The organism is Streptomyces purpureus (assembly GCF_014648195.1).
Lineage (GTDB): Bacteria > Actinomycetota > Actinomycetes > Streptomycetales > Streptomycetaceae > Streptomyces > Streptomyces purpureus.
Genome location: NZ_BMQQ01000013.1, coordinates 105,100 through 117,797, shown reverse-complemented (window position 1 = coordinate 117,797; position 12,698 = coordinate 105,100). Strand labels below are relative to the sequence as shown.

Below are 12,698 nucleotides of genomic sequence, written 5' to 3'. Positions count from 1 at the left end.
CGGGTGATCGTCCTTGACGCGAGGGCGGCCTGGTAGGACCGTTGAACGCTATGAGGGGCGAACCCAGTTGCCCGAAGTGCGGTGGCCGGGTCAGGGCGCCCGGTCTCTTTGCCGACGCGTGGCAGTGCGATGTGCATGGCGCGGTCCATCCGATGCAGCCCGTGGTCCCGCCCAGCGTGGAGGCCCTCAGCGTGGTCGTGCACCGCGCCCAGGTCCCCGTGTGGATGCCCTGGCCGCTGCCCGTCGGCTGGCTGTTCACCGGCGTCGCGTACGCGGGTGACGACCGCAGTGGCGGACGCGCCACGGCCGTCGCCTGCTCGGGCCCAGGGCCGCTCGGGGGCGTCGGCGAGCTGCTGCTGATCGCCGAGGAGCTCGGCGTGGGGCTCGGCGCGCGCTTCGCCGGGATAGACGGGCCCGATCCCGGGCCCGCGATGAGCGTGGACAGACCGCCCCAGGCGAAGGTGCTCGCCGCGGGCCGTCCCACGCCGCTCTGGCATGTCAGCGGCACTCCGGAGGACCGCGCGGTCTTCGCGGGCGAGGCACGCGGCCTGTGGTTGTGGGCGGTCGTGTGGCCCGAGCAGACGGGGCTGCTGATGTACGACGAACTGGTCCTGACCGACCTCAGGGACGCGGGGGCGGAGGTGGAACTCCTGCCCTGCGGCGCGCTGACGCCCAGGCTGCTGTCCTGAGGGGGGACCGCTGTCCTGGCGCGTGCTGTCCCAGAGGCTCTGGCACGACCAACGGTGTTCGAGGCGCCGGTGTGCCGCGAGGCGCCGCTGTGCTCCGAGGTGTTCGATTCGCCCGTTATCCTTGAGCGTCCCCTGTCCGTCCCCGAGCCCCGGAGTCACGCGTCGTGCGCATCGATCTGCACACCCACTCCACGGCCTCCGACGGTACGGACACCCCGGCCGAGCTGGTCCACGGCGCTGCCGCCGCCGGTCTGGACGTCGTCGCGCTGACCGACCACGACACCACCCGCGGCCACGCCGAGGCGGTCGCCGCCCTCCCCGAAGGCCTCACCCTCGTCACCGGCGCCGAGCTCTCCTGCCGGCTCGACGGTGTCGGGATGCACATGCTGGCGTACCTCTTCGACCCGGACGAGCCCGAGCTGCTGCGCGAGCGCGAGCTGGTGCGGGACGACCGGGTGCCCCGGGCGCACGCCGTCATCGGCAAGCTCCAGGAACTCGGCGTGCCCGTCGAGTGGGAGCGGGTCGCCCGGATCGCCGGCGACGGATCCGTCGGCCGCCCGCACATCGCCGAGGCCCTCGTCGAGCTCGGCGTGGTGGGAAGCGTCTCCGACGCCTTCACGCCGCAGTGGCTCGCCGACGGCGGCCGCGCGTACGTGGAGAAGCACGAACTCGACCCCTTCACCGCGATCCGCCTGGTCAAGGCGGCCGGCGGGGTCACCGTCTTCGCGCACCCGGGCGCCGTCAAGCGCGGCCGAACCGTGCCCGAGAGCGCGATAGCCGAGCTGGCCGCCGCCGGTCTCGACGGCATCGAGATCGACCACATGGACCACGACGAGCCCACCCGCGCCCGGCTGCGCGGGCTCGCCCAGGAGCTGGGCCTGCTCACCACCGGCTCCAGCGACTACCACGGCAGCCGTAAGACCTGTCGGCTCGGCGACTACACCACCGACCCGGAGATCTACGGCGAGATCACGCGCCGTGCGACCGGCGCCTTCCCGGTGCCGGGCACCGGCGGACGTATCTGACACCGTCCGGTCCCGCCGGCGCACCACCGCGTGCGCCGACCGGTGCCGCCCCTTCTTCCTCAGGTCCGACGCCGCGCCCGCCGCGGTCCCGGCCGACTCCGGGGCACGGGCCCCTTCCGTCCCGCGCCCGCCTCCTCCGTACCACCCTCTCGTGCAAGGCCCTTCACTGTGTTCGACGTTGCCGTCTTCGGCTCCCTGTTCCTCACCCTTTTTGTCATCATGGATCCCCCCGGGATCACTCCGATCTTCCTGGCCCTGACCTCCGGCCGCGCGTCCAAGGTGCAGCGCCGGATGGCCTGGCAGGCCGTCGCGGTGGCCTTCGGCGTCATCACCGTCTTCGGCATCCTGGGCCAGCAGATCCTGGACTATCTCCATGTCTCCGTACCCGCGCTGATGATCGCGGGCGGTCTGCTCCTGCTGCTCATCGCGCTCGACCTGCTCACCGGCAAGACGGACGAGCCCAAGCAGACCAAGGACGTCAACGTCGCCCTCGTACCGCTGGGCATGCCGCTGCTCGCCGGACCCGGTGCGATCGTGTCGGTGATCCTCGCCGTGCAGCACGCCGACGGCGTGGGGGAGCAGGTCTCTGTCTGGGCGGCGATCGTCGCCATGCACGTCGTGCTCTGGCTGACCATGCGCTACTCGCTGGTGATCATCCGGGTCATCAAGGACGGCGGTGTGGTGCTGGTCACCCGACTCGCGGGCATGATGCTTTCCGCCATCGCCGTGCAGCAGATCATCAACGGTGTGACGCAGGTGATCCAGGGCGCCTAGCCCGGTCCCGGACACCACTGCGCCCCCGTACGGATTCCGACTCTGCCGGAGTCCGTGCGGGGGCGCGGTGCGTCGACGGTGTTACGAGGCCGGACTGTCGGCCGGGCGGATCATGATTCGCTGGCCGATCGCTGCGGCCTGCTGAACGATCCGGTTGACGGAGGCGGCGTCCACGACCGTGCTGTCGACGGCCGTGCCGTCGATGTCGTCGAGTCGCAGAATTTCGAAGCGCACAGGCTTCTCCCTTCGTCTGAGTTGATCCTCCTGGAGGAGAACTGGGTGTACGTGAGGTGTAACGGGATGCATCCACCAAACATTCCCTACGCTAAGGAAATTTTTTGGATGACTAACGACCGGGTCATGGGAGCTGGCGGGCGGGTCGTGATCAACGGACAATGAGCCCCGTATGAACGACGCAGAGAAGCCTCAGAACGACCGGTCCGCGGACCTCCCCGACATCGGCACCCTCGCCGCCCGCCTGGAGCGCACCAATGAGCTCCTGCAGCGGATGATCGCCGAGGTGGCGAAGACCCCCTCGACCCATGCCATCTTCGTGGACGCCGGTTACGTCTATGCTGCGGCCGGGTTGCTTGTGACGGGCACCGAGGACCGCCGCTCCTTCGACCTCGACGCCGAGGGGCTCATCGAGGCCTTCATCGACAAGGCCCGCACGATCTTCGCCGACAGCCGGCTGCTGCGCGTGTACTGGTACGACGGCGCCCGCCGCCGTATCCACACCGCCGAGCAGCAGTCCATAGCCGAACTCCCCGACGTCAAGGTCCGGCTCGGCAACCTCAACGCCAACAACCAGCAGAAGGGCGTCGACTCCCTGATCCGCTCGGACCTGGAGTCCCTCGCCCGCCACCGCGCCATCAGCGACGCCGCCCTGGTCGGCGGCGACGAGGACCTCGTCTCCGCGGTCGAGGCCGCCCAGGGCTACGGCGCCCGCGTCCACCTCTGGGGCATCGAGGCAGGTGAAGGGCGCAACCAGGCGGAGCCGCTGCTCTGGGAGGTCGACAGCCAGCGCACCTTCGACCTGGACTTCTGCCGCCCGTATGTGACGCGCCGTCCGGTGACGACGTACGAGAACGAGGGCGAACCACCGCCGTCACGCGAGGAGGTGCGCTTCGTCGGCGCACAGATCGCCGCGACCTGGCTAGCCGAGCGGGGCCGCGACACCCTTGCCGAGCTGCTTCCCGGCCATCCGTATCTGCCCGGCCCCGTCGACCAGGACCTGCTGATCGAGGCGGAGAAGCTGCTCAGCCGCTCGCTGCGCGGACATGCGGCGCTGCGCAGGGCGCTGCGCGACGGCTTCTGGCAGCACCTCCAGGCCCAGTACTAGCCGCGCGTCGCGCGTCGCCGCCTCAGGCCGTCCCGGCGCCCGCGTCCGCGTCCGTGCGCGGCCCGGCCTCCTTGCGGGCGCACTGCTCCCAGAACGCGACCAGCCGGGCGGCCAGTTCCTCGGGGTGCGACACATTGGGGGAGTGGCCCGCCCCATCCACCACCGTGTGGTGCGCCCCGAGCCGCAGCGCCGTCGCCGCGAGGAACGGCGTCGGCCAGATCATCTCCTCGGCGCCGTACGCGATGTGCAACGGCATCCCCAGCGCGGCGAGTTGTTCGGTGCCGTCCGGCTCGCGGCGCAGCAGCCGCCCGGTCGCCGACAGCTGGGCGATCCGCGTCGCCATCCAGCGCCGCCGCAGGAACAGCACGATCTCCGGCGGGTCGGTGACCCCCGGCTCCTCCCCGCGGCTGTCCAGCCAGCGGGTCGCCTCCCACACCCGGTCCTTGGGCAGCAGCGCGAGCGCCCCGCGCAGCACCCGGACCCGGATCCGCTGCGGCCGGGCGACGGGGCCGGGACCGGACGAGAGCAGGGTCAGCGAGCGGAACGCCGCCGGAGCGAGCAGGGCGGCCGCCCGCGCCACGAGCCCGCCGAAGGAGTGGCCGAGCAGATGCACCGGACCGTCCCCGAGGGAGGCGGCCTGCGCCACGACGTCGAGCGCCAGCGCCCGCCTGCTGTACGCGGCCCGGCCGCGCGGCCCGGGGCTCTCGTGCTGCCCCCGGCCGTCGATCGCGACCACGCGGTAGCCGGCCTCGCTCACCGGCCCGAGCAGCGCGAGGAAGTCCTCCTTGCTGCCCGTGTAGCCGGGGAGCATCAGAACGGTCCCGCGCGCCTCACCGGCCGCGGCGGCGTCGAGCACGGCGAAGCTCCCGCGTGCGGTCACCAGCCGCCGCGCGCGCGTGCGGGGCGGCAGGGCCAGGGACCGGGGCTTGCTCATACAGGGACTGTAATGGGGATCTTCCCCGGACACACAGCGGCCCGGTCCCTGGTGGGGGACCGGGCCGCTGGGGCTGTGCCTACAGACGGATCAGCTCTCGGCCGGAGCCGCGACCGCCTTCTTCGTCGTACGACGACGCGGCCTCGGCACCTCGTCCATCACCGTCTCGACGGGCGCTTCCGCGGCCTTCTTGGTGGTGCGGCGGCGGGGCTTGGGGGCCTCCTCCGTCGCGGCCTCCACGGGCGCCTCGGCGGCCTTCTTGGTGGTACGGCGGCGGGGCTTGGGGGCCTCCTCCGTCGCGGCCTCCACGGGCGCCTCGGCGGCCTTCTTGGTGGTACGGCGACGCGGCTTGGGGGCCTCCTCCGCCACCGCCTCCACCGGCGCCTGTGCGGCCTTCTTGACCGTACGGCGGCGCGGCTTGGCCTCGGTCGCCTCCGGGGCCTCGACCGTCTCCACGACGGCCTCGGCGGCCGGAGCGGCCTTCTTGACCGTGCGGCGACGCGGCTTCGGCTCCGCGACGGGCTCCGCGGCCTCGATCGACTCCACGACGGCCTCGGCGGTCTCCACCGCCGGAGCCTCCACGGCCTTCTTCGCGGTACGGCGGCGGCGCGGCTTGGGCGCCTCCTCGACCGGGGACTCCTCGACCGGCGCCACAGGAGCCGGGGCGGCCTCGGCCGTCGCGACGGCCGCAGCGGCCTCGGAGGAGGCGCCGGCGCGGGTGCGGCGACGGCGACGCGGGGTGCGCGGCGCGGCGGACTGCTCGTCCGCCGGAGCGGCCGGAGCCTCGGTCGCCTCGGCCGTGGACGCGGCGGGCGCCTCGCCGAGCGCGGTGCCGCCACGGGTGCGGCGACGCTGGCGCGGCGTACGCGTGCGGGCCGGACGCTCCTCGGCGGGAGCGGCCTGGGCCTTGCGGCCGCGGCCACCCCGGCCACCGGTCTCGCCGAGGTCCTCCAGCTCCTCCGCGCCCAGGCCCGCGCGAGTGCGCTCGGCCCGGGGCAGAACACCCTTCGTCCCCTCGGGGATGTCCAGGTCGGCGAAGAGGTGCGGCGAGGTGGAGTACGTCTCCACCGGCTCGTGGAAGTCCAGCTCCAGCGCCTTGTTGATCAGCTGCCAGCGCGGGATGTCGTCCCAGTCGACCAGCGTGACGGCCGTGCCCTTGTTGCCCGCGCGGCCCGTACGGCCGACCCGGTGCAGGAAGGTCTTCTCGTCCTCGGGCGACTGGTAGTTGATGACGTGCGTGACGCCCTCGACGTCGATACCGCGCGCCGCGACGTCGGTGCAGACGAGGACGTCCACCTTGCCGTTGCGGAACGCCCGCAGCGCCTGCTCGCGCGCGCCCTGGCCGAGGTCGCCGTGGACCGCGCCGGAGGCGAAGCCGCGCCGCTCCAGCTGCTCGGCGATGTCGGCCGCCGTGCGCTTGGTCCGGCAGAAGATCATCGCGAGCCCGCGGCCGTTGGCCTGCAGGATGCGGGAGACCATCTCCGGCTTGTCCATCGAGTGCGCGCGGTAGACGTGCTGGGTGATGTTGGCGACGGTCGCGCCCTCGTCGTCCGGCGCGGTGGCGCGGATGTGCGTGGGCTGCGACATGTAGCGGCGGGCCAGGCCGATGACCGCGCCTGGCATGGTCGCCGAGAACAGCATCGTCTGACGCTTCGCCGGAAGCATGTTGATGATCTTCTCGACGTCGGGCAGGAAGCCCAGGTCGAGCATCTCGTCGGCCTCGTCGAGGACGAGCGCCTTGACGTGGGAGAGGTCGAGCTTGCGCTGGCCGGCCAGGTCGAGCAGGCGGCCCGGGGTGCCGACGATCACGTCGACGCCCTTCTTGAGCGCCTCGACCTGGGGCTCGTACGCCCGGCCGCCGTAGATGGCGAGCACGCGGACGTTACGGACCTTGCCGGCGGTCAGCAGGTCGTTGGTGACCTGGGTGCACAGCTCACGGGTCGGGACGACCACCAGCGCCTGCGGCGCGTCGGTGAGCTGCTCGGGCTTGGCCCGGCCCGCCTCGACGTCGGCGGGGACGGTGACGCGCTCGAGGAGCGGAAGCCCGAATCCGAGCGTCTTGCCGGTGCCGGTCTTGGCCTGCCCGATGACGTCGGTGCCGGAGAGTGCGACCGGAAGGGTCATCTCCTGGATGGGGAAGGGGGACACGATGCCGACGGCCTCAAGGGCCTCGGCGGTCTCGGGGAGGATCCCGAGATCTCGGAAAGTCGTAGTCAGGGTGCTGCCTCTTCTGTGAGACGCGGCGCGAGGCGAACGACGGGGGTCGTACCGTGCCGGATCACGTCCGGCCGTGGATCGAAAGGATCACCGCCGGGTGGCGCGGGACCACTGGCCGTCGCTCGAGCGTCGTGCCGCTGAGGGTTCCCTCGTGTGCGGCGGGGCGCACGGAGGGCTGTCGGGTCGGAGCCGACCGGGGCGACCGACCGGGCATCCTCATTCATGAGATGGCCTACCGAGTACGTTCACACATGTCAGGCATGTCTGAATACTCAGCAGGCGCTTTACCACTGTACCCCGGATTCGCGCATGTGTGTTGGGGGAATTCGTAATGAGGGCGCGGTCACAGTGACTGACCAGGGCCTTCCCCGGCCTGCGGAGCGGGCTATTGTGCGCTTCATGGAGACGCCTGACAACGCCACTGCACCCGAAGAAGCCGAAGAGCTCACCGGGATCGCCGCCCAGGACTGGGCCACCGCCTCCGCCGAGCCGCAGTACCGCGCCGCGGTCGTCGACCTGCTCGGTGCCCTGGCCTACGGCGAGCTCGCGGCCTTCGAGCGGCTCGCCGAGGACGCCAAGCTCGCGCCGACCCTGGCCGACAAGGCGGAGCTGGCGAAGATGGCCTCCGCGGAGTTCCACCACTTCGAGCGGCTGCGCGACCGGCTCACCGCCATCGAGGAGGAGCCGACCACCGCGATGGAGCCGTTCGCCAAGGCACTGGACGACTTCCACCGGCAGACCGCGCCGTCCGACTGGCTGGAAGGCCTGGTCAAGGCGTACGTCGGCGACTCGATCGCGAGCGACTTCTACCGCGAGGTCGCGGCGCGTCTCGACTCCGACACCCGCGCGCTGGTGCTGGGCGTCCTCGACGACACGGGCCACGGCAACTTCGCCGTGGAGAAGGTGCGCGCCGCGATCGACGCCGACCCGCGGGTCGGCGGCCGGCTCGCGCTGTGGGCGCGCCGCCTGATGGGTGAGGCGCTGTCGCAGGCGCAGCGGGTCGTCGCCGAGCGGGACGCGCTGTCCACCATGCTGGTCGGCGGTGTCGGCCTGGCGGCCGGGTTCGACCTCGCCGCGGTCGGCGAGATGTTCACCCGTATCACCAAGGCCCACACCAAGCGCATGGCCGCGCTGGGCCTGGCCGCCTGAGCGTACGGCTCGTACGGCTAGGGCTTACGGGCGATACGGCAGGGAAGACGGCGGCGGCGTGATTCACGCCGCCGCTGATCGGCGCAGGCGACGGCCCGCCGGGCGGATCAGCAGCGACAGCAGTACGGCTCCGACGGCGACCGCCCCCGCCAGCGTGCCGAGCAGATGGCCCGGCCCCAGCGCCGCGTGCGTCACCACCGCGCCGAACACGGCCCCCAGCCCACCCGTGGCGAGGACCACCGGGCGTGCGGGGAGGCGGTCGGGCAGCCGATGCACGGCGGCCCAGGCCAGGGCGAGTCCGAGCAGGGCCGAACCGAGAGCTTCCAAGAACACGGCGGATCACCTCGCGGGCGGTGCGGGGCGGGCAAAACGGTCGTAGGCCGTACTACCCGAAGCGCGCGGAATACAACCCTCCTCCACCACCCGGGATCGTCGTGAGCATGGCGAAGGGCCCGGCGGTTGTCCCGCCGGGCCCTTCGCCATGCCTTGCCGTGCCTAGAGCGCGCCGAAGCCCACCCGGCGCTGCGCCGGCTCGCCGATCTCCACGTAGGCGATCCGGTCCGCCGGCACCAGGACCTTGCGGCCCTTGTCGTCCGTGAGGCTCAGCAGCGCCGACTTGCCGGCCAGGGCGTCGGCAATCGCGCTCTCGACCTCCTCGGCGGACTGCCCGCTCTCCAGAACGATCTCCCGGGGCGCGTGCTGCACGCCGATCTTGACCTCCACGGCTATGTCCCTCCGAACGGTCAGCGATGCGCGGTCAGCCGCGCCGTACCCGCCCACATTAGCCCGGTGAGGGGACCCGGAACGGGTCACCCGTGCACGCCAGGAGCGAACAGAGCGTGGTCACCCCGCGCCGGGCGGGTGACCGGGGGTCGGTCGGTCAGTGGCCCTCGGCGCCGTGCAGCGGGAAGCCGGCGATACCCCGCCATGCCAGCGACGTCAGCAGCTGCACCGCCTTGTCCCGGGGGATGGCCGACTCGCTGGAGAGCCAGTAGCGCGCGACGACCTGCGAGACGCCGCCCAGACCGACGGCGAGCAGCATCGACTCGTCCTTGGAGAGCCCGGTGTCCTCCGCGATCACGTCCGAGATCGCCTCGGCGCACTGCAGGCTCACCCGCTCCACGCGCTCCCGGACCGCGGGCTCGTTGGTCAGGTCGGACTCGAAGACCAGGCGGAACGCGCCGCCCTCGTCCTCCACGTACGCGAAGTAGGCGTCCATCGTGGCCGCCACGCGCAGCTTGTTGTCCGTGGTGGAGGCCAGGGCCGTACGGACCGCCTGGAGCAGCGCCTCGCAGTGCTGGTCGAGCAGCGCCAGATACAGCTCCAGCTTGCCGGGGAAGTGCTGGTACAGCACCGGCTTGCTGACGCCCGCGCGCTCCGCGATGTCGTCCATCGCCGCCGAGTGATAACCCTGGGCCACGAACACTTCCTGGGCTGCGCCCAGCAGCTGATTGCGTCGGGCTCGGCGCGGAAGGCGCGTGCCCCGCGGGCGTGCCGCCTCTGTCTGCTCGATGGCTGTCACGCCGCCTCCCAAGATCGATCCATGCGCGCTGTGCGCCGCGCCGCCATCGTACTTTTGGGTAACCCGGCATCGCGCGGTGCGGACGCAGAATTTCACGGACCGGACGCGCGCGGAACCCGCAGCTCACGGGAAGCTCACGGGGAATATGAACAAATCAGCGGTAGTCGTCCTCGTCCAGGGCGACCACACGGGTCTGTTCGGCCGCGTCCGCCTCGTTCGCGCTCGCCGGGTCGGGACGGTGCGCCCGGTCGTCCTCCTGCTGCTGAACATCAGTGTGCTGTTCCGCCGCGTCGGCCTCCGGGGTCTCCTCGCCCAGTTCGACCAGTGTGTCGGTGCCGTTCTCCTGGAAGGTTTCCGGTTCCGTCGGGTCGGCAGTCATGCGGCTCCCTTTCTCACGGTGCCGGGAGGGTCCGTCCGGCGCCTTCCCCAAAGGGGAAGGGTCACTCCTTGAGCGTAGGAGTTCCCTTCCCCGGGCGCTACGCGATCCTGTGACCGCGCACACACGCGCCAGAGCGTGATCGTCTCGTAATATCGCTGCCATGTCTTCGACCGAGCTGCCGGACACCCGCACCGCCGCCTCCGCGGCGGCGCGGGCGCGCGCCGTGCGGGTCGCCGCGGGTGAGGAGCTGCGGTCCGTGGTCCTGCCCGGACTGACGCTGACCGTACGGGCCCGGCCCGGCACACGCGCCGGACTGCCGCCCGCCCTCTACGTGCACGGGCTCGGCGGCTCCTCGCAGAACTGGTCGTCCCTGATGCCGCTGCTCGCGGACAAGGTCGACGGGGAGGCCGTCGACCTGCCCGGCTTCGGGGACTCCCCGCCGCCGGACGACGGCAACTACTCGGTGACCGGCCACGCGCGCGCCGTCATCCGGCTGCTCGACGCGGGCGGCCGGGGCGCGGTCCATCTGATCGGCAACTCGCTGGGCGGCGCCGTCGCCACCCGGGTCGCCGCCGTCCGGCCCGACCTCGTGCGCACGCTCACCCTCGTCTCGCCGGCCCTCCCCGAGCTGCGCGCCCAGCGCGCCGCCTGGCCCACCGCGATGCTCGCCCTGCCCGGTGTGGCGTCGCTCTTCGCCCGGATCACCAGAGACTGGACGGCCGAGCAGCGGGTGCGCGGCGTGATGGCGCTCTGCTACGGAGACCCCGGTCGCGTCACCGACCAGGGGCTGCGCGACGCCGTGGAGGAGATGGAGCGGCGCCTGGAGCTGCCGTACTTCTGGGACGCGATGGCCCGCTCGGCGCGCGGCATCGTCGACGCCTACACTCTCGGCGGTCAACATGGACTGTGGCGACAGGCCGAGCGGGTGCTCGCGCCGACGCTGCTCGTCTACGGCGGTCGTGACCAGCTCGTTTCGTTCCGGATGGCCCGCAGGGCGGCCGCCGCGTTCCGCGACTCCAGGTTGCTGACGCTTCCGGACGCGGGCCATGTCGCCATGATGGAGTACCCCGAGACGGTCGCCCAGGCCGTACGGGAGCTGATGGACGACAACGACGGTACGGACAAGAACAAGAAACAGGGCGGGAGCTGATCCGGGGCGTGGGACGACATAGTCGCAAGGGCCCCGCCCCGGTATCCCCTCGAGATACCGGGGCCGGGACGGGCGCGGACGAGCCGCAGACCGTGGCTCCTGGTACGGGCCGCCGACGGCGGGCCCCGGACGGGCCGCAGCAGCCGCCCGGCGCGCAGTACGGCACCCCGGCCCACGGCACTCCCGTGTACGGCACCCCCGCTCATGGCACGCCCGTCTACGGCTACGGCGATCAGGGCACGCCGGCCCACGGAAGCCCTGTTTACGACACCCCCGCCCACGGCGCGCCCCGCGTCCGCGGCGGGCACCCCGAGCACCATGAGCCCGGCGGCGGCTGGGGCACCCGGCAGACACCGCCGCAGCGGTACGGGGACTGGCAGGGAACCCCCGGGACCCCTCACCCCGCACCGGCCCCCGAGGCCACGCCCCGGCCCGAGGCGCCGTTCATACCGGCGCAGCGCCGGGGGGCCGACGAAGCCCTCACGGCGCCCCAGTGCGAAGAGCCCGCGTCCGGCCCCGCCAAGGCGGGCAAGGGACGTACTTTCACCGGCATCGCGGCCGCGGCCGTCACCACCGTCCTCGCCGTCGTCGTCGCGGGGCAGGTCGCGGACCATCCCGGCAGCGACACGGTCAACCAGTCCGCCGGCGAGGCCGGCGAGCGGACCGCCGACGGCTCCGCCTCACGGTCCGACGCCCGCCCGACGCCGCCCCGGCAGCCGCCCCGCCCCGCCCCGCCGCCGACGTACGAACAGCAGATGGCGCGTCAGTTCCTCATCGACCCGGAGCTCACCGGCTCGGGCGACTTCGAGGCCGTACCAGGCTTCGCCAAGGGACCGGGCAAGGGCCGCAAGGTCCGCTACCGCGTCGACGTGGAGAAGGGCATCGGGCTCGACGCCAAGCTCTTCGCCGAGGCCGTCCACAAGACCCTCAACGACGACCGCAGCTGGGCGCACGGCGGCGCGATGACGTTCGAGCGGATAGCGAGCGGTGAACCGGAGTTCGTGATCACCCTGGCCAGTCCCGGCACCACCGCCACGTGGTGTGCCAAGTCCGGTCTGGACACGACGGTCGACAACGTCTCCTGCGACTCCGCCGCCACCGAGCGCGTGATGATCAACGCGTTCCGCTGGGCCCAGGGGGCGGATACGTACGGCCCCAAGGCGATGCTCAGCTACCGCCAGATGCTGATCAACCACGAGGTCGGGCACCGCCTCGGGCACAGCCATGTGAACTGCCGTACGCCCGGCGCGCCGGCGCCGGTGATGCAGCAGCAGACCAAGTCGCTGGACATCGAGGGAATCAAGTGCCGCCCCAACCCCTGGGTCCACCCCGGGAGTTGACCGTCCGGTCGGCCCTTCCTCCCCCTCGCCGCCCTTGCGCGGCCGAGGGGCTGGCCGTCGCCTGACCCTCCGTAACGTTTCCACCCCGTAGCGCGACGAAACGCCACCGTGGGGTGAAAGTTACGTGTATTCACCCCTTCCGGTGGCGCGACGGACAACCGTCCATCGCGCCACCGG

At 72.1% G+C, this 12,698-nt stretch carries 14 protein-coding genes; 7 read left to right on the top strand and 7 right to left on the bottom strand.

The window, feature by feature from the left end:
- Nucleotides 1–50: 50 nt before the first annotated feature.
- The 3 genes from IEZ01_RS18295 to IEZ01_RS18285 all read left to right on the top strand — a co-directional run bounded on the left by IEZ01_RS18295 (nt 51) and on the right by IEZ01_RS18285 (nt 2,488).
- On the top strand, nt 51–689 hold the full coding sequence (locus tag IEZ01_RS18295; RefSeq protein ID WP_028797942.1) for a DUF6758 family protein: 639 nt from the start codon (nt 51–53) through the stop codon (nt 687–689).
- Nucleotides 690–853: 164 nt separating this feature from the next.
- A complete protein-coding gene (locus IEZ01_RS18290) occupies nt 854–1,714 on the top strand; it encodes a PHP domain-containing protein (RefSeq protein ID WP_019889231.1) in 861 nt (286 codons plus the stop codon).
- 168 nt (nt 1,715–1,882) lie between these two features.
- On the top strand, nt 1,883–2,488 hold the full coding sequence (locus IEZ01_RS18285; RefSeq protein WP_019889232.1) for a MarC family protein: 606 nt from the start codon (nt 1,883–1,885) through the stop codon (nt 2,486–2,488).
- An 81-nt stretch (nt 2,489–2,569) separates the two neighbouring features.
- Here IEZ01_RS18285 and IEZ01_RS18280 read toward each other — a convergent pair whose 3' ends face one another.
- Complete coding sequence (locus IEZ01_RS18280) at nt 2,570–2,722, bottom strand: DUF8834 family protein (RefSeq protein ID WP_019889233.1); 153 nt, start codon at nt 2,720–2,722, stop codon at nt 2,570–2,572.
- A 172-nt stretch (nt 2,723–2,894) separates the two neighbouring features.
- Here IEZ01_RS18280 and IEZ01_RS18275 point away from each other — a divergent pair, with 172 nt between their 5' ends.
- Nucleotides 2,895–3,830 (top strand): NYN domain-containing protein, encoded by a 936-nt coding sequence (locus IEZ01_RS18275; RefSeq protein WP_189202626.1) that lies wholly within the window; start codon nt 2,895–2,897, stop codon nt 3,828–3,830.
- Nucleotides 3,831–3,852: 22 nt separating this feature from the next.
- Here IEZ01_RS18275 and IEZ01_RS18270 read toward each other — a convergent pair whose 3' ends face one another.
- Nucleotides 3,853–4,764: an alpha/beta fold hydrolase gene (locus IEZ01_RS18270; protein ID WP_019889235.1), complete on the bottom strand. Its 912-nt coding sequence runs from the start codon at nt 4,762–4,764 to the stop codon at nt 3,853–3,855.
- A gap of 90 nt (nt 4,765–4,854) precedes the next feature.
- Entirely contained in the window at nt 4,855–6,888 is a 2,034-nt protein-coding gene (locus IEZ01_RS18265) for a DEAD/DEAH box helicase (RefSeq protein ID WP_040875656.1), read from the bottom strand.
- A 492-nt stretch (nt 6,889–7,380) separates the two neighbouring features.
- Between IEZ01_RS18265 and IEZ01_RS18260 the strand changes: the two genes are divergently transcribed.
- Nucleotides 7,381–8,130, top strand: coding sequence for a ferritin-like fold-containing protein (locus tag IEZ01_RS18260; RefSeq protein ID WP_028797943.1), 750 nt, complete (start codon nt 7,381–7,383; stop codon nt 8,128–8,130).
- Nucleotides 8,131–8,193: 63 nt separating this feature from the next.
- On the opposite strand, the gene IEZ01_RS18255 is transcribed toward IEZ01_RS18260, so the two are convergent.
- The 4 genes from IEZ01_RS18255 to IEZ01_RS18240 all read right to left on the bottom strand — a co-directional run bounded on the left by IEZ01_RS18255 (nt 8,194) and on the right by IEZ01_RS18240 (nt 10,031).
- The gene (locus tag IEZ01_RS18255; protein WP_019889239.1) at nt 8,194–8,463 is read right to left on the bottom strand and encodes a hypothetical protein; all 270 of its coding nucleotides are present in this window, start codon (nt 8,461–8,463) and stop codon (nt 8,194–8,196) included.
- A 162-nt stretch (nt 8,464–8,625) separates the two neighbouring features.
- Nucleotides 8,626–8,853, bottom strand: a complete 228-nt coding sequence (locus tag IEZ01_RS18250; RefSeq protein WP_019889241.1) for a DUF3107 domain-containing protein — start codon at nt 8,851–8,853, stop codon at nt 8,626–8,628.
- A gap of 157 nt (nt 8,854–9,010) precedes the next feature.
- On the bottom strand, nt 9,011–9,652 hold the full coding sequence (locus IEZ01_RS18245; RefSeq protein WP_028797944.1) for a TetR/AcrR family transcriptional regulator: 642 nt from the start codon (nt 9,650–9,652) through the stop codon (nt 9,011–9,013).
- Between the two features lie 154 nt (nt 9,653–9,806).
- Nucleotides 9,807–10,031, bottom strand: coding sequence for an Rv3202a family protein (locus IEZ01_RS18240; RefSeq protein WP_019889245.1), 225 nt, complete (start codon nt 10,029–10,031; stop codon nt 9,807–9,809).
- Nucleotides 10,032–10,191: 160 nt separating this feature from the next.
- Here IEZ01_RS18240 and IEZ01_RS18235 point away from each other — a divergent pair, with 160 nt between their 5' ends.
- Nucleotides 10,192–11,181: an alpha/beta fold hydrolase gene (locus IEZ01_RS18235; protein WP_019889247.1), complete on the top strand. Its 990-nt coding sequence runs from the start codon at nt 10,192–10,194 to the stop codon at nt 11,179–11,181.
- A gap of 92 nt (nt 11,182–11,273) precedes the next feature.
- On the top strand, nt 11,274–12,521 hold the full coding sequence (locus IEZ01_RS18230; RefSeq protein WP_229833046.1) for a DUF3152 domain-containing protein: 1,248 nt from the start codon (nt 11,274–11,276) through the stop codon (nt 12,519–12,521).
- The last annotated feature ends 177 nt before the right edge of the window (nt 12,522–12,698 follow it).